General features: G+C 68.6%; 15 protein-coding genes. 5 read left to right on the plus strand and 10 right to left on the minus strand.

Translation table 11 applies throughout. The annotated features are described in order from the left end of the window. Positions 1–6 precede the first annotated feature (6 nt). From AKJ13_RS09420 to AKJ13_RS09430, 3 genes are all read right to left on the minus strand, one after another. Positions 7–1,182 carry an HPP family protein gene (locus tag AKJ13_RS09420; protein WP_050733105.1) on the minus strand — a complete coding sequence of 392 codons (1,176 nt, stop codon included), beginning with the start codon at positions 1,180–1,182 and terminating at the stop codon, positions 7–9. A gap of 82 nt (positions 1,183–1,264) precedes the next feature. Continuing rightward, positions 1,265–2,515 carry a formyl-CoA transferase gene (gene frc, locus AKJ13_RS09425; RefSeq protein WP_050733106.1) on the minus strand — a complete coding sequence of 417 codons (1,251 nt, stop codon included), beginning with the start codon at positions 2,513–2,515 and terminating at the stop codon, positions 1,265–1,267. A 57-nt stretch (positions 2,516–2,572) separates the two neighbouring features. Continuing rightward, entirely contained in the window at positions 2,573–3,016 is a 444-nt protein-coding gene (locus AKJ13_RS09430; protein WP_050733107.1) for a PAS domain S-box protein, read from the minus strand. Between the two features lie 529 nt (positions 3,017–3,545). On the opposite strand from AKJ13_RS09430, the gene AKJ13_RS09435 reads away from it, so the two are divergent. After that, the gene (locus AKJ13_RS09435) at positions 3,546–4,199 is read left to right on the plus strand and encodes an ABC transporter ATP-binding protein (protein WP_007566489.1); all 654 of its coding nucleotides are present in this window, start codon (positions 3,546–3,548) and stop codon (positions 4,197–4,199) included. A gap of 130 nt (positions 4,200–4,329) precedes the next feature. Then, complete coding sequence (locus tag AKJ13_RS09440) at positions 4,330–5,571, plus strand: capsule biosynthesis protein (protein ID WP_050733108.1); 1,242 nt, start codon at positions 4,330–4,332, stop codon at positions 5,569–5,571. A gap of 63 nt (positions 5,572–5,634) precedes the next feature. On the opposite strand, the gene AKJ13_RS09445 is transcribed toward AKJ13_RS09440, so the two are convergent. Beyond that, a complete protein-coding gene (locus tag AKJ13_RS09445; protein ID WP_050733217.1) occupies positions 5,635–6,201 on the minus strand; it encodes a hypothetical protein in 567 nt (188 codons plus the stop codon). Positions 6,202–6,393: 192 nt separating this feature from the next. Between AKJ13_RS09445 and flhA the strand changes: the two genes are divergently transcribed. Beyond that, complete coding sequence (flhA, locus tag AKJ13_RS09450) at positions 6,394–8,556, plus strand: flagellar biosynthesis protein FlhA (RefSeq protein WP_050733109.1); 2,163 nt, start codon at positions 6,394–6,396, stop codon at positions 8,554–8,556. Positions 8,557–8,874: 318 nt separating this feature from the next. Here flhA and AKJ13_RS09455 read toward each other — a convergent pair whose 3' ends face one another. The 3 genes from AKJ13_RS09455 to fliI form a co-directional block, all read right to left on the minus strand. After that, positions 8,875–9,936, minus strand: a complete 1,062-nt coding sequence (locus AKJ13_RS09455) for a lysylphosphatidylglycerol synthase domain-containing protein (protein WP_050733110.1) — start codon at positions 9,934–9,936, stop codon at positions 8,875–8,877. Between the two features lie 195 nt (positions 9,937–10,131). After that, positions 10,132–10,539: a flagellar export protein FliJ gene (gene fliJ / locus AKJ13_RS09460; RefSeq protein ID WP_007566480.1), complete on the minus strand. Its 408-nt coding sequence runs from the start codon at positions 10,537–10,539 to the stop codon at positions 10,132–10,134. Positions 10,540–10,688: 149 nt separating this feature from the next. Then, entirely contained in the window at positions 10,689–12,041 is a 1,353-nt protein-coding gene (fliI, locus tag AKJ13_RS09465; protein WP_050733111.1) for a flagellar protein export ATPase FliI, read from the minus strand. A 419-nt stretch (positions 12,042–12,460) separates the two neighbouring features. Here fliI and AKJ13_RS09470 point away from each other — a divergent pair, with 419 nt between their 5' ends. After that, positions 12,461–13,162 carry a response regulator transcription factor CtrA gene (locus AKJ13_RS09470; RefSeq protein ID WP_007566477.1) on the plus strand — a complete coding sequence of 234 codons (702 nt, stop codon included), beginning with the start codon at positions 12,461–12,463 and terminating at the stop codon, positions 13,160–13,162. 72 nt (positions 13,163–13,234) lie between these two features. Here the strand turns inward: AKJ13_RS09470 and AKJ13_RS09475 are convergent, their stop codons facing one another. Both AKJ13_RS09475 and cysS read right to left on the minus strand, forming a co-directional pair. Further along, the gene (locus tag AKJ13_RS09475; protein ID WP_050733112.1) at positions 13,235–14,008 is read right to left on the minus strand and encodes a trypsin-like serine protease; all 774 of its coding nucleotides are present in this window, start codon (positions 14,006–14,008) and stop codon (positions 13,235–13,237) included. 85 nt (positions 14,009–14,093) lie between these two features. Then, positions 14,094–15,476: a cysteine--tRNA ligase gene (gene cysS / locus AKJ13_RS09480; protein WP_050733218.1), complete on the minus strand. Its 1,383-nt coding sequence runs from the start codon at positions 15,474–15,476 to the stop codon at positions 14,094–14,096. Positions 15,477–15,785: 309 nt separating this feature from the next. Here cysS and AKJ13_RS09485 point away from each other — a divergent pair, with 309 nt between their 5' ends. Next, positions 15,786–16,133, plus strand: coding sequence for a hypothetical protein (locus AKJ13_RS09485; protein ID WP_050733113.1), 348 nt, complete (start codon positions 15,786–15,788; stop codon positions 16,131–16,133). A 22-nt stretch (positions 16,134–16,155) separates the two neighbouring features. On the opposite strand, the gene AKJ13_RS09490 is transcribed toward AKJ13_RS09485, so the two are convergent. After that, a complete protein-coding gene (locus tag AKJ13_RS09490) occupies positions 16,156–16,671 on the minus strand; it encodes a CreA family protein (protein ID WP_050733114.1) in 516 nt (171 codons plus the stop codon). Positions 16,672–16,692 lie beyond the last annotated feature (21 nt).

Genomic DNA, 16,692 nt, shown 5'->3' on the forward strand with positions numbered 1-16,692 from the left:
GGCGGGTCAGGCCGGCACGGCGTCCGCGGCCCTGCGGGCCCGCGCCGGACCGGCGGGCCCGGCATCGGCCATCAGCGCCGGGATCAGATCGGTCTGGGAGACGATCCCGACGAGCCGGCCATCCGGATCGACCACTGGCAGGTGGTGGAGGGCCGCCTCCGCCATCCGAAGCACCAGCTCGGCGAGCGGCGTGTCCGGGGTGACGGGCTCGACTGCGGTCATGATGTCGGCGGCGCAGCCATGGGGCGCCCGTCCGCGCTCCACGGTCAGCTGCAAGCGGCGGCCGAGGCCCAGCCGCGGGCCGCTCCGGTCCCATTCGGCCTTGTCCAACAGGTCGGTCTGCGTGACGATCCCGAGAACCCGGGCGCGCTCGTCGGTGACCGGCAGGGCCTTGATCCGGTGGCGGCGCAGCAGGTGCAGCGCCTGCGCCAGGGAATCGTGCGGCGCGACCCCGATCACGTCGCGGGACATGATCGCCGCGCAGGTGGTCTGGCCCGGGCGGCGCCCATAGACGCGCATCTGCACCCGCCGCAGGATCTGCTCCAGGTCGCTGCGATCGACGTCGAGCAGCTGGTCGAAATCCGCCAGCGCCGCATCGAGGTCCGAGGCCAGGAAGCCCAGACGGGACGCCGGCGCCCGGTCGTCGGTCCGCGGGCCGACCGGGCGCAAGTGCGGATAGGCGCGGCCGGTGAGGTTGTTGAACAGCAGGGCCGCACTCAGGAGCAGCAGCGAATTGGCTGCCACGGGCCAGAGCACGAAGCCGTAGCCGAGCTCCCGGATCGCCGGGCCGCCCAGCACCGCCGTGAGGGCCACCGCCCCGCTTGGCGGGTGCAGGCAGCGCAGGGCCATCATCAGGGCGATCGCCAAGCCGATGGCCACAGAGGCCGCCACGAACGGGTCCGGCACCCAGGTTGCGGCCGTGACGCCGACCAGGGCGGCCACGAGGTTGCCGCCGAGGATCGACCAGGGCTGGGCCAGGGGACTGGCCGGCACCGCGAAGAGCAGCACCGCCGAGGCGCCCATCGGGGCGATCAGGACCGGGGCGGCCTCCGGCCCGATCGCGGCGCGGCAGACCAGGCCGGTGGCCAGGATCCCCAGCAGGGCGCCGGCGGCCGAGCGGAGACGCTCGCGCTTGCTGACCGGCGTCAGCTCGGGAAGGAGGCGGCTGAGCAGTGATCGCATCGGGTCCGGATCCCGCAGACGAGACGGGACGGCGCAGCACGCGCCGTCCCGCTTCGGAATAGCAGAGGTCTGGGACCGCTTATCAGACCGCGCGGGCCTCGTGCATCGCCTGGATCTGCGCGGGGCTGTAGCCGAGGCCGGTCAGCACCTCGTCGGTGTGCTCGCCGAGAAGCGGCGAGGCCTTCACCTCGACGGTCATGTCGGAGAACTTGATCGGGCTGCCGACCGTCAGGTAGCTGCCGAGCTTCGGATGCGGCACCTCGACGACGGTGCCGCTGGCGCGCAGCGACTTGTCCTCGGCGATCTCCTTCATCGACAGAACCGGCGCGCAGGGGATGTCGTAGGTGCGCAGGATGTCTACCGCCTCGAACTTGGTCTTGTCGGCGAGCCATTCCTCGATGGTCTTGAAGATGTCAAAGATCTTGTCCTGCCGGGCCCGCGGGGTGTTGTAGGCGGCATCGGTAATCCAATCCTCGCGGCCGAGCACCTTGCAGATCGGTGCCCAGGCATGGCCCTGGATCGTGAAGTAGATGTAGGCGTTCGGGTCGGTCTCCCAGCCCTTGCACTTGAGCACCCAGCCGGGCTGGCCGCCGCCGCCGGCATTGCCGCCGCGCGGCACCACGTCCGAGAATTCCCCATGCGGATATTGCGGGTATTCCTCGAGATAGCCCAGCGCATCGAGGCGCTGCTGGTCGCGCAGCTTCACCCGGCAGAGATTGATTACCGAATCCTGCATCGAGACGGCGACCTTCTGGCCAGTGCCGGTCTTGTTCTTCTGGTGGAGCGCTGTGAGGATGCCGATGGCGAGGTGCATGCCGGTGTTCGAATCACCGAGCGCGGCGGCGCTGACGGTCGGCGGTCCGTCCCAGAAGCCGGTGGTCGAGGCGGCGCCGCCGGCGCATTGGGCGACGTTCTCGTAAACCTTCAGGTCCTCGTAATGGTGCCCGTCGGAGAAGCCCTTCACGGAGGCCAGGATCATCCCGGGATTGAGTTCCTGGATGCGGGCCCAGGAGAAGCCCATCCGGTCCAGCGCCCCGGGTCCGAAATTCTCGACCATCACGTCGGAATCCTGGATCAGCTTCTCCAGCACTTCCTTGCCGGCCTGGGTCTTGGTGTCCAGCGTCAGCGAGCGCTTGTTGGAGTTGAGCATCGTAAAGTAGAGCGCGTCCGCATCCTCGACGTGGCGCAGCTGCGTGCGGGTCACGTCGCCCGCGCCCGGCCGCTCGACCTTGATCACGTCCGCGCCGAACCACGCCAGCAGCTGCGTGCAGGCGGGGCCGGCCTGAACATGGGTGAAATCGATGATCTTGATCCCGTCCAACGGCTTGCTCATCTGGCGTTCTCCCTTGCGCGTTGAGGATTGCAGTCTTCGGACGGTCCCGGTTTCCGGTCAGGATCCGTTCGGAAGGGCTTCGAGTTCGGCCACCCGCTGGCGCAGGCGTTTCTCCTCGCTCCAGCGTTCGGTCTCGTCGCGGATCACCGCGACGATGCCGGTCACCCGGTCCGACGCGTCCCGGATCATCCCGACCGTGAAGGCGATGGAGAGCTGGCGGCCGTCCTTGTGGATCGCCGGCACCCGCAGGGTCTCGGCCCCGTAGCGGGTGGTGCCGGTCCGCATGGTCTTGGCGTAGCCGTCCCAGTGGCGGCGGCGGTGGCGCTCCGGCGTGATCAGATCGAGGGTCTGCCCGAGGGCGTCCGCCGCGGTGAAGCCGAAGATCCGCTCGGCCGCCGGGTTCCAGACCGTGATCGCGCCCTCCGGATCGGCGACCACCACGGCGTCGCCGATGGCGGCGACGAGTCCGGTGAGGTCGTCCCGGGCGGGGCGGTCCAGCATGGTGTCAGCGTGCGACACGAACGGCCCAACGGCGATGTTCGGCGGCCAGGATGCAGGCTGTGTCGGGAGCAACGAAGCTCGGGTCCGTCATTGCGGTCTCCCTGCGATACGGCGCTAAAGTTCCGGTCTCTCCGGAGCTCGTCACCGCGTTTCGCTGTGCATTTTGGTATCTGGTATGCCAAATACCCTCAGACGTCAACCGCGAAGGCGTCAAACTGCATTTTGTTGCAAACTCGTCGTCGACAGACGTGAGCCAGATCGCCGTGGGGAACAGGCCGCGGATCGGCCTGGATCGACACCGCGGGCGTAGCCGGATGACCGCGCGATCCATCGCGCTTCGAAACGGCGGGCTGCCGTGGTTCGCTTCGCTGCCCTCGCAAGGGCGGTGAGGCTGAAAGCTTTCGCGCGAGCTCAGGAGCAAGGTCAGCGCAGGCAGGCCTTCTCAGATTCGCCGCTTTCCGGGGGCAGGAGCCGCGCAGCCAGACAGCACGGGCCGGCTTTTCGGCAATTCGCCCTGGAGACCACCCCGGTGATCCGTTTCGAGAAAGTCAGCAAGGTCTACCGCACCGACGGCCACAAGCGGACGATCCTGGAGCAGGTATCGTTCACCCTGAAGCCCGGCATTTCCTACGGCATCCTCGGCATCAACGGCGCCGGCAAATCCACCACGATGCGGCTCATCGCCGGGACCGAGGATCCGACCCGAGGCCGGATCCATCGCGGCCTGCGGATCTCCTGGCCGCTGGGCTTCGCCGGCGGCTTCCATCCGAAGATGACCGGGCGCGACAACGTCATGTTCGTCGCCCGGATCTACGGCGAGGATCCCCGGCGCGTGCTCGACTTCGTGGAGGACTTCTCCGAGCTCGGCAGCTATCTCGACGTGCCGATCTACACGTATTCGTCCGGCATGGGCGCCCGTCTCGCCTTCGGAATGAGTATGGCGATCCCGTTCGACTGCTACCTGATCGACGAGATCACCTCCGTGGGCGACGCGCGGTTCTCGAAGCGCTGCGACGAGGTCTTCTCCCAGCGGCGCAAGAACGCCGATATCATCATGGTCTCGCACTCGATGGAGACCATCCGCCAATGGTGTACGCAGGGCCTCGTCCTGCTCAACGGGCGGGCGATCATCTACGAGGACGTCAACGACGCGATCGAGGTCTATCGGCGCCTCAACGCCTGAATGATCGCAGCCGCGAAGACATGCTTTTGCCGCCTCCTCGTGCGAGAGGCATCCGAGGCGAGCGTTTCGGCGCGGTCGAGGGCCCGGTGACGGGCCGGCCGTCGAGTCCGGGGAGGCCGAGGATCAGGTCATGAATATGGAGATCCGGAAAGCCGAGGGGCAGCCGCTGACGACCGCGGACCGCCAGCAGGCGGTCACCGAATCGTTGCGGCAGATCGCCCGCATGTCGCGGTTCGTCGACCGCAAGAAGGGCATCCGGTCCTACCAGAGCCACGTCAAGAACGATCCCTGGATCCCGATCCTGTTCGTGGTCTGCTTCGTGCTGCCGACCTTGGTCGGGGCGGTCTATTTCGGTCTGATCGCATCGGACCGCTACGTCAGCGAGGCCCGGTTCGCGATTCGCCCGGCGCTCGGCACGGCCGACAAGGCGGCTCCGGATTCGGTCGGCACCTCGTCCGGCGTCCCGAGCCAGATGGTGGCGCAGGACACGCTGATCACCAACGAATACATCCACAGCCGGCCGATGATCGAGGCGATCGAGGCGAAGCTGCCGATCCGCGAGTGGTTCAGCCGCGACAGCATCGACTATTTCTCGCGCTTCGACGCCGAGAAGCCGATCGAGAAGTTCCTCCGCTACTGGAAACGGCGTGTCGGCGTCGACGTCGAATCCGGCTCCGGCATCATGTCGCTGACGGTCGAGGCCTTCGACCCCGACGAATCCCTGGCCATCGCGAAAGCCGTGATGACGGAGGCGGAGCGGATGGTGAACGACCTCAGCGTGAAGGCGCGCGAGGACGCGGTCGCCGAGAGCTCCCGCGAGCTGAAGATCGCCGAAGATCGCATGACCAAGATCCGCCTCGCGATGCGCGACCTGCGCAACCGCGAAGGCGTGCTCGATGCGCAGAAGTCGAACGAGGCGAACCTCAAGATCGTGTCCGAGCTGCGGGCGGCCCGCATCAACCTCGCGGTCCAGCTCGCCATCGGCCAGCGCGACCTCGGTCCGGAATCGCGCCGCATCATCGACATCAAGCAGCAGATCAAGGATCTCGACGAGAACATCGCCCGGATCGAGCGGCAATCGGCCAGCCAGGATCCGGAGCAGAAGCGCCTGCTCTCGGACGCGCTGACCCGGTTCGAGGCCCTCGATAACGATCGCAAGAACGCCGAGAAGTACTACCAGCAGGTGCTGACCGCCCATGAGCGCGCCCGCATCGTAGCCGCCCGGCAGATCGAGTTCTTCAGCCCGATCGTCGAGCCCGTGAAGGCGGAATCGTCCGTGGAGCCGCGGCGGATCCTGATGATCAGCCTGGTCACCGCGGGTGCGGCCGTGCTGTTCGCCGCCTCGATGTTCGCCCGGAAGATGATGAACTGAGCCGGAGCGCCGGCGGCGAAGCACTCTGCGCCGCGTCGAAGGACACGCGGCGCTCGGCCCGGCTCAGCCGCGTACCACCGCGCCGGTCCAGCCCTCGGCACGCCAGCCTTCGGCCCGCTCGTCGAGGTCGATCGAGCCGGCACGATCGAGGATCGCCATCACGCGGTCGGCCTGGTGGTCCTCGGCCCGCACCGTCACGAGGGTCCCGCCCCGGCGCACGCCCTCGGCATAGGTCTCGGCCTCGCCCTCGGTAAGCCCGGCGCCCGTGAGGCCGCCGATCAGCCCGCCCGCCGCGGCGCCGACGCCCGCACCCGTTACGGCCGCGATCAGCCAGCCCGCCGCGACCACCGGCCCGAGGCCGGGAATCGCCAGCAGCCCGAGCCCCGCCAGCAATCCGGCGCCGCCCCCGAGCACCGTGCCGACGGTCGCGCCCGTCCCGGCGGCGTCTACCGGATCGACCACGTCGGGCTTCGGATCGCCGAACGGCTGATCCCGGGGCGTGTCCGATCCGGCCCGGTTCGCCAGGATGCTGATATCGGCATGGGGTACGCCCGCGGCCTCCAGCTGGTCGACCACGCCGGTGGCGGTGTCGTACTCGTCGAACAACGCGGTCAGGACACGGGCGGCCATGCGGGATCCCTCGATCTGCGGGCTGCCGCCCGGTTGCGCGACGACGCCGCCGCGGCGGGTCAAGCGGCTCAGGCGATGCGGGTTCCGCCCGCGCCGGCCCAGTTCTTAACGGTGCGCTAACCATCCGCTCGGCAGATCTTGCCGGGTCCGCCCCTGGGATTCCCCCGGGCGGACGGCGATGGATTGAGATCGATGGCGGAGACGGCGAGCGCGCCGGCCAGGAGCGGGTCTATCGGCGGGGCCGCTTCGGTCCTGAGTCAGCTCGCGCTGCCGACCCGCGGCGACCTCCACGCGCTGTCCAAGCGCTCGGACCTGATGTTCGCCACCGGCGTCATGGGCATCCTGGCGGTCCTGATCTTCCCGCTGCCGGCGGTGCTGCTCGACCTGCTGCTGGCGGTCTCGATCATCACCTCGGTGCTGATCATGATGACCGGCCTGTCGATCGACAACCCGCTGGAATTCACCGTCTTCCCGACGCTGCTGCTCATCGCCACGATGCTGCGGCTGGCGCTGAACCTCGCCTCGACCCGCCTGATCCTGGGCCATGGCCACGAGGGCACGGCGGCGGCCGGCCATGTCATCGAGGCCTTCGGCAACTTCGTGATGGGCGGCAACTTCGTCATTGGGATCATCGTGTTCGCGATCCTGATCATTGTGAACTTCGTGGTGATCACGAAGGGCTCGGGCCGCATCGCCGAGGTCGCGGCGCGCTTCACCCTCGACGCGATGCCTGGCAAGCAGATGGCGATCGACGCCGACCTCTCGGCCGGCCTGATCGACGAGAAGGTCGCCAAGGCCCGCCGGGCCGCCCTGGAGGAGGAATCCTCGTTCTTCGGCGCCATGGACGGCGCCTCGAAATTCGTCCGCGGCGACGCGGTAGCCGCCCTGCTGATCACCTTCATCAACGTGGTTGGCGGCATCGTCATCGGGGTGGCGCAGCAGGGCATGAGCTTCGGCGACGCCGCCAAGAGCTACACCCTGCTCACCATCGGCGACGGGCTGGCGAGCCAGGTCCCGGCGCTGATCGTCTCGACCGCGGCCGGCATCCTGGTCTCGAAGGCGGGCGTGCGCGGCTCGGCCGACAAGGCGCTCGGCAAGCAGCTCGCGCATTACCCAAAGGCGCTCGGCATGTCGGCGGCCGTGATGTTCCTGATCGCGCTCCTGCCCGGCATGCCGATGCTGCCGTTCCTGCTGCTCGGTGGCGGGGCCGGCTACGCCGCCTGGCGCACCAACAAGACCGCCAAGGAGGCCCCGCCGCTGGACGCGCAGGGCGCGCCGATGGACGCCAAGGCGGTCGCGGCCGCCGCGACGGCCGCCAAAGAGGAGACCGTCACCGACCTGCTCAAGCTCGACGACCTCAAGCTCGAGATGGGCTACGCGCTCCTCGCCCTGGTCAACGGCGAGGGCCAGGACCGGCTCACCGACCAGATCAAGGCCCTGCGCCGCCAGCTCGCGGCCGAGCTCGGCTTCGTCATGCCGTCGGTGCGGATCCTCGACAACGTCCAGCTCGACGCCAATTCCTACGTGGTCCGGGTCAAGGAGATCGAGGCCGGCACGGGCCGGATCTTCCCGGGCCAGTTCATGGCCATGGATCCGATGGGCGGGCAGGTCCAGCTGCCCGGCCAGCACATGCTGGAGCCGACTTTCGGCCTTCCCGCCACATGGATCGACGCATCCTTGCGCGACCAGGCGCAGCTCAAGGGCTACACGGTGGTGGATGCCGCTACCGTGGTCTCGACCCACCTCACCGAGGTGATCAAGGCCCATGTCTCCGAGCTCCTCAACCATGTCGAGGTCTCGAAGCTGCTGCGCGAGCTGCCCAAGGAGCATGCCGAGCTGCTCAAGGAGATCGTGCCCTCGCAAATCTCGACCACCGGCGTGCAGCGCGTGCTGCAGTTCCTGCTCTCCGAGCGCGTGTCGATCCGCGATCTCGGGGCGATCGTCGAGGGGATCGCGGAAGTCGCCGGCGCGGTAAAGAATCCGCGCGACGTGGTCGAGCATGTCCGCGCTCGCCTCGGCCGGCAGATCTGCGCCCAGTACCAGGACCAGAACAGCACCCTACCGATCATCACCCTGTCGCCGGCCTGGGAGCAGGCTTTCATGGAGTCGATCGTGGGCGAGCGCGAGGAGCGCTACCTCGCGATGCAGCCCTCGAAGCTCAGCGAGTTTGTCACCGCCGTCCGCGACCGCTTCGAGGCCGCCGCCCGCCAGGGCGAGATGCCGGTATTGGTCACCTCGGCGCAGTCCCGGCCGTTCGTGCGCTCGATCATCGAGCGCTTCCGCCGCGAAACCCCGGTGATGAGCCAGGCGGAGATCCACCCGCGGGCGCGGCTGCGCACGGTGGGATCGATCTGAGGGGTGGCGTCGCTACCGTGTGGTGGGCAAGCGCACAGGGCGAGACGCGGCTCCCAAGGTTCGGGAAGTTAGGCCGACGTTCAAGCACGCACGCTGTCATTCCGGGTCCGCGAAGCGGAGCCCGGAATCCGGAAACACTGTCGCGTCGGGAACGTACACCGTCGGCGGCTCTGGATTCCGGGCTCGCCTGCGGCGCCCCGGAATGACGGCGGGGATCATCCGCAAGCAGTCACATCGTCGGCTGAAGAGGCAAGGCGAACGCCCGCGCGTCTTGGGCCGCAGACGTGCTTCCGCGCCAACCCAACCGGCGTCTCCGCCTCAGACCGCCTTCTGCTTCAGCTCGCGCTCCAGCTCGTGCGCGTCGAGCCCCGGCACGACCACCGGCAGCTCCGGCACGGTCGGGGGCACCGCGGCGGGCGCCGCGATGGCTGCGGCGAGGCGGGAGCGCTCGAACAGCACCACCACGATCACCGAGATCAGCGCCGGGATCCAGAAGTAGAAGATCCGGAAGATGATCACCGCCGCGATGATTGCATCCTTCTGGGCGTCGTCGGTGATGTGCATCGCCGTGATGAACACGATCTCGAACACGCCGAGACCGCCCGGGGCGTGCGAGGCGAGCGCCACCGAGAACGAGGCGAGGAAGATCGCGAGAACCGGGATGAAGCCGGGGTTCATCGCCTCCGGCAAGGCGAAGTAGATGATGCCCGCGGCACCGAGCAGCTCCAGCGGCGCCGCCAGCAGCTGGCGCGCCATGATGCCGGGCCGGGGATATTCGAGCTTGAACGAGCGGATGTGCAGCGGCCGCAGGCGCAGGATCGAGCCGAGCACGTAGAGCGCCACGAAGCCCAGCATGCAGAACCCGACGACCAGCGCCGTCTTGGAATCGGTCAGGAAGCCGGGGAGCTTGCCCTCTAGGCGCGTCAGCAGGTTCGGGTCCACCACCAGGGTGAAGCCGCCGAGCAGGACCGTGCCGAGGAAGAACGTGAAGGAGCACAGGGCCACCAGCACGGCGACCTGGGCGGCCGAAAGGCCCTTGGCCGTGTAGGCCCGATAGCGCACCAGGGCGCCGGAGAAGACCGAGGCGCCGATATTGTGCGAGAGCGCGTAGGTGGTGAAGGAGCAGAGCGAGACGAACAGCCACGAGATGTGGCGTACGCCCAGATGCAGCAGGGCGATCCGGTCGTACCAGGCGAGCGCCGCATAGGCCACGAGGGTCGAAATCGCCGCCAGCAGGATGCGATGCGGGGGGATCGCCAGGATCGCGGACCAGATCGCTGCGAGCGATGTGGTCTTCAGCTCTTGGTAGAGAAAGTAGCCCGATACCACGATCGCTGCGAGGCCGATCAACGGCCAGATGAACTCGCTGAGCTTCTTCATGTACACCGACGCCCCGGGGAGAGCCCCTGATGCGCCGCCATGCAATGCGCCGCAAGCGGATCGAGGCCATCGCGATCCCCCTTGTCAGGTGATCGTGACGGTTTCGTGCCGCGTTGCCGGCACATCACACACGGTCTCGGCGAAAAGACCCCCAGAAGGCGCAACGCGCGAGTGCGCGAGGCCCGATCGGGCGCCTTAACCGCGGGCGCGGTTGAGGCCGATTCCGTCCATCGCGGCCTGGTCCCGGATCGCTTCAGCGGCGCGCTCGGCGGTGCGCTCGCGGTCGTTCAGAATCTCGACCTTCTTCAGCTCCTCGAAGGCCTCGCCGAGCTCGGCCTTGGCCTCGGCCAGCTGGCCTTCCAGCGCCTGGGCGGATTGGCGCATGTTGTCCCGGCGGCCGGCGGCGGCGCGCGCGTAGGTCGGGTAGGCGAAATGCCCGACATCGGTGATGCCGGCGCGGGCTTCCTCGACGGCGACTTCCCGGTCGAGCTCCACCGCCATGCGCTGGAAGTCGGCCATCATCATCTCGATCTGGGTCACACGCCGCCGCTTCTCATCAACCTGGAAGCGACGCAGCCGGATCAGCGTGTCACGCGATTTCATTGGGACGCTCACTCCACGCAACGCTCGGGGCCGCGCCAGGGACCATGCCCGGCCCGTGCCCTAAGCAGGATCGCAACGGCGAACCTGCTCAGACCCTAGTTCCGCATCACTCAATGCACCCAAGCGGTTACCGCTTCGCTGCATGATGCCTAGGCCCCGCCCACGATCTGGCTGAGCCGGGCGTAACCATCGCTGATGGACGTTGCTTCTTCCTTACCCTGCCCCAGAAAAGCCTCAAGATCCGGCATGAGCGCCACCGCCTCGTCGACCTCCTGGGACGAGCCCGCCCGGTAGGCACCCAGCCGGATCAGCTCCTCCATGTCGGCGTAGGTCGAGAGCACCCGGCGGGCCCTGCGGACCACCGGCAGATAGGCCGGATCGCAGGAGCGCGGCATGGTCCGGGAGACCGAGCGCAGCACGTTGATCGCGGGATAGCGCCCGCGCTCGGCGATGGCCCGCTCCATGACGATGTGCCCATCGAGGATACCGCGGACCGCGTCGGCCACCGGCTCGTTGTGGTCGTCGCCCTCGACCAGCACGGTGAACAGGGCCGAGATCGTGCCGAGGCCGACCCCGGGTCCGGCGCGCTCCAGAAGCCGCGGCAATTCCGAGAAGACCGTGGGCGTGTACCCCTTGGCGGTGGGGGGCTCGCCGGCGGCCAGCCCGATATCGCGCTGGGCCATGGCGAAGCGGGTGATCGAATCGATCATGCACAGCACCTTCGCGCCCTGGTCGCGAAAATGCTCGGCGACGGAGAGGGTCACGTAGGCGGCGTTGCGGCGCATCAGCGCCGGCTCGTCCGAGGTCGCCACCACGACCACGGAGCGGGCAAGGCCGGCGGCGCCGAGATCGTCCTGGAGGAATTCCTGGACCTCGCGACCGCGCTCGCCCACGAGGCCGATCACCGCCACGTCGGCGGCGGTGTAGCGGGCCAGCATCGACAGCAGCACCGACTTGCCGACGCCGGAGCCGGCGAAGATGCCCATCCGCTGGCCGGCGCACATGGTCAGGAAGGTGTTGATGCACCGGACCCCGAGGTCCAGCGGTCCGCCGACCCGGGTGCGGGCATGGGCCGGGGGCGGGTCGGCGCGCAGCGCATAGACGTCCGGTCCCTGCGGCAGGGGTCCGAGCCCGTCCACCGGGCGTCCCAGCGCGTCGACCACCCGCCCGAGCCAGGCGCTCGAGGGCCGGATCGCTCCCGCCGATTCGTCGCGCACATAGGCCGGACAGCCGCGGCGGACCCCGTCCAGGGAGCCGAACGGCATGGCAAGCGCGCGGTCGCCCTGGAAGCCGATGATCTCGCAGGGCACCAGCCCGAGGCCGTTGGCGCCCTCCACGTCGATCCGGCCGCCGAGCCGCATCGCGGCCACCGGCCCCGCGACCTCGACCAGGAGCCCGCGGATCGCCACGACCCGGCCGAAGGTCTCGAGCACCTCGATCCGGTCGAGGGCCGCCTGGGCCGCGGCGAGGTTGGTAACGGACCTTGCCGGATCCTGTGTCATCGGCGTGGCTCTCAACGCTTCGTTTACCGGCCTCCTTAACACTGCGGTCATCGGGCTCGTAGCGGCCCGGTCTGGGCTCCGGCGTCAGCCGGACTTCACGAAGTCGTGGGGCTGTGTCCGCAGGGACACAGCCGGGACCGGGTCGTTTCGGGGGAGACACTTACGCCCGAACGCGTGGGCGTCCCAATCGCGAATGGAGCGGAATCATGGCCCCGGGCGCCGTGGAGGAACCCTATTCCTCCCGTCAAGCTCACGGGCCGGTGAACGAGACGCTTGCGGGTGGGAATCAGGTTTTGTTAACGATTAATCCATAGCGTTCCACGTCAAGAGCGACGGAGCGCCCGTCCACAGGCCGGTGGCGGGTGATCGGTGGGGACGTGTCTGCGCGCTGATGCGGCCGGCTGGGCTGGGGACCGACGATGCGGGTACTTTTGATCGAGGACGATAGCGCGACCGCGCAGAGCATCGAGTTGATGCTCAAGTCCGAGAACTTCAACACCTATACCACCGACCTGGGCGAAGAGGGCATCGACCTCGGCAAGCTCTACGATTACGACATCATCCTCCTCGATCTGAACCTGCCCGACATGTCGGGCTACGAGGTCCTGCGCAACCTGCGGGTGGCGAAGGTGAAGACGCCGATCCTGATCCTCTCCGGCATGGCCGGCATTGAGGACAAGGTGAAGGGTCTGGGCTTCGGGGCCGACGATTACCTCACCAAGCCGTTCCACAAGGACGAGCTGGTGGCCCGCATCCACGCCATCGTGCGCCGCTCGAAGGGCCACGCCCAGTCGGTGATCACCACCGGCGACCTGATCGTGAACCTCGATCAGAAGACTGTCGAGGTCGGCGGCGCCCGGGTGCACCTGACCGGCAAGGAGTACCAGATGCTGGAACTCCTCTCGCTCCGGAAGGGCACGACGCTCACCAAGGAGATGTTCCTCAACCATCTCTATGGCGGCATGGACGAGCCCGAGCTGAAGATCATCGACGTGTTCATCTGCAAGCTGCGCAAGAAGCTCGCCAACGCCAGCCAGGGCAAGAATTACATCGAGACCGTCTGGGGCCGCGGCTACGTGCTGCGCGAGCCCATGGACGCCGAAGAGCGCATGGCGGTCTGATCCACCCGGATCAGCGCCACCTTCGAAAAACCCCGTGCGGCTCGGCCGCGCGGGGTTTTCGCGTTTCGGGCCCTACCGGATTCCGGTCGCGGAAAAGATCTGGGCGGCCGGCGCGACCACGACGTAGCCGCCGCAGGGCGCGCTCCGAGTGATCACCGCGCTGGCGACGCCCCAGACATAGGTCCCGCCGCGATCCTGCGCGACGACGGGACCGCCGGAATCGCCGAAGCAGATCCGGGCGCCGTTCGCCCGGGCGATGGTCAGGCCGGTGTTGCTGGCCGCCACCGGGGTCAGGGTCGCAGTGCGCAACCGCCCGACGCCCCGCCCGGACAGGCCGGCCCCCGCGATCCGAAGCGTCTTGGGCAGGCGGCGGGGATCGGCCGCCAGCGGCACCGGGCGCCGGTCGCGCACCGGCTCGGTCAGGCGCAGAACCGCGAGATCGAGGGACAGGTCGGCGAGGCTCACGTCGGGGGCCGCGTTCGGCAGCATCTCGCCGGGATCGGGGCTGTAGCGCGCCGCGACCCGGGCGCCGTAGACCGGCCGCGCCGGCTCGGTGCCGCGGAAGAACACGACCAGCGCGCCGAGCGGATCGCCGTTCACGCAATGCGCCGCGGTGAGCACGAGGTCCGGGGCGATCAGGATCCCGGTACAGCGCGTGAGCCTCAGCGCCTCCTCGGGCTGGGTGATCGTCCCGATGGCGACGGTGGCCTGCGCCAGCGCGTCCCGCCCGGCGGGCACCCCGCCGTCAATGGCGACGGCCGGCCCGGCCGACCCGAACCCGATCGTCGCTGCGAGCGCCGCCCCCGCGAGCCGCGTCCCGATGGTCCTGATTGTGGTGGTCGTCACGCGCGAACCTTAACTGCCCGAGCCCCCACAACCACAGATGCGGCAGGGAGCGGCCGACGCAAGCGGGCGCGTGGACGCGGTCCGCTCAGCGCGCCACGGTCCAGGTGCTGGCGCCGTCCTTGTTGTCCTTCACCGACACGCCCATGGCGGCGAGCGCGTCGCGGGCCCGGTCGGAGGCCGCCCAGTCCTTGGCCGCGCGCGCAGCCCGGCGCTCGGCGATCAGCGCCTCGACGGCGGCGACATCGATCCCGGCCGCGGCGACCTGATCCTGCTCGCGATCGCTGCGGGTGCGCGTGAGCAGACCGAACAGGTTCGCGCCCGCACGCAGCGAAGCCGCCTCGCCGGATCCGTGCAGCGCGTTGATCGCCGCCGGCGTGTTGAGGTCGTCGCACAGCGCGTCGAGCACCGTGGCCGGCACCGTATCGGCGGCCGGCGCGTCCCCGGCGGCGTTGTACCAGCGGTCCAGCACCCGGCTCGATTCTTCGAGACCGCGCAGGGTCCAGTCGATCGGCTGCCGGTAATGCGTCTTCAGCATGGTCAGGCGCACGACCTCGCCGGGCCAGTCCTTCAGCACGTCGCGGATGGTGATGAAGTTGCCGAGCGACTTCGACATCTTCTCGCCCTCCACCTGCAGGAAGCCGTTGTGCAGCCAGACATTGGCCATCACCGGCGTCCCGAAGCAGCAGCGCGATTGCGCCACCTCGTTCTCGTGGTGGGGGAAGATCAGGTCGATGCCGCCGGCGTGGATGTCGAAGGTTTGGCCCAAGTGCTTGGCCGACATGGCGGAGCACTCGATGTGCCAGCCCGGGCGCCCCGGCGCGGCGATGCCGGCGGGTGACGGCCAGGACGGCTCGCCGAGCTTCGAGGGTTTCCACAGCACGAAATCGAGGGGCGAGCGCTTGTAGGGCGCGACCTCGACCCGGGCGCCGGCTTCCATCTCGTCCAGCGGGCGCTTCGACAGGCGGCCGTAATCGGGCATGGCCGGCACGTCGAACAGCACGTGCCCTTCCGCCACGTAGGCGTGGCCGCCCGCGACCAGCGCGTCGATCATCGCGCGCATCTCGCCGATGTGATCGGTGGCCCGGGGCTCGATGAAGCGGGGCGACTCACCCGGCACATTCACGTCCTCAGGCATCAGGATACCGAGATCACGGATGTCCCGATGGAACTGCTCCAAGGTGCAGTCGGTCAGTTCGCGGATGGTGATGCCGCGCTCGGCCGCCCGGGCGTTGATCTTGTCGTCGACGTCGGTGACGTTGCGCGCGTAGGTGACGTGCGCCGGCCCGTAGAGGTGGCGCAGCAGCCGGAACAGCAGGTCGAAGACGATGATCGGGCGCGCGTTGCCGATATGGGCCGCGTCGTAGACGGTCGGGCCGCAAGCATACATCCGCACCTGGGCGGGATCGATCGGCGCGAACGCCTCCTTGGCACCGCTGAGCGTGTTGTAGAGCCGCAACATCGGCGCCATGAAACCCATCCCCTTCCGGCGCCGCGGCCGATGATCGACGCCGCGCCGTCGCCGGCAAACCGGCCCTGCCTTCAACGACCTGCGGGCCCTGCGAGGCGAAGAACGGCCGAACCGTGGCGCCTCCGGCCCTGCCACAGGGGCCCGCTGTTGCACTGCGGCGACGGTGCCGCGCGCCCGATGGGGCTAACGCAAAAGCGTGAGGAATTCGAGATGGCCCTCGCACGTGCCGGGTAAGCCTTCCTTAACCGCGCCGTCGGACCGTCCGGACCAAGCTCCTCACACCCAAGATACTGTGCCCAAGGATCTTCGATGCGACGCACGGCCGCCGGATATTTCGTCATTGCCGCCGCCCTGGCCACGGCTTGCCTCGCGCAAGGCGCGTTCGCCGGCAGCGACGGCGAGACGCCCGCGAAGGTGCCGGCCCATGTCGAGAAGACGTTCCTGATCCCGTCGAGCGACGGCTACGGCGTCGGCGATTGCCTGACGACGCCCGGCAGCGAATGCGGCCAGGTGGTCGCCAATGCCTGGTGCGAGGCTCAGGGCTACGCCGCCGCCAACACCTTCGGGATCGCCGCCGCCGACGAGTATACCGGCGCCATCGAGCAGCCGGTCTCGACCCCGTCGGAGCGCCCGATCCGCATCACCTGCCGGGACTGACGGGCGCCCCGGCCGCGTGCCGTCAGCCCTTCACGAAGTCCGCGCATTTCGGTGCCGGCTCGGTGCCCCAGGGCGCCAGCGGCACCGCCGACGTCGAGTTCTTCGGCGATCCCTGGATGACCTTATCCGAATAGACCATGTAGATCAGCGTATTGCGCTGAGCATCACAGCCGCGCACGATCTGCATCGACTTGAAGATCAACGAACGCCGCTCGCTGAAGACGACCTCACCCTGGCCCAGCTTGCCCTTGAAGGCGATCGGCCCGGTCTGGCGGCAGGCCAGCGAGATGTCGGAGACGTCCTCGGCGAGGCCCAGCGTCCCCTTGATGCCCCCCTTCTCCGGCTGCGTGTACCAGCAGGCGACCCCCGACACCGCCGGGTCGTCGATGCCGTAGACCACGAGCTTGTCGTTGGGGGTCAGCGGCCGCCAGACCGTGGATTTGGAGAAGATCCGGTCCGGCTCCTGAGCCGAGGCCGGTCCGGCCGCCGACAGGCCGAGGGCGACAAGCCCAACATAGGTGAGACTCCGAAACCACATCACGGGTCAATTCCCTGCCCA

The sequence above is a fragment of the Methylobacterium sp. ARG-1 genome, assembly GCF_001262595.1.
Classification (GTDB): domain Bacteria; phylum Pseudomonadota; class Alphaproteobacteria; order Rhizobiales; family Beijerinckiaceae; genus Methylobacterium; species Methylobacterium brachiatum.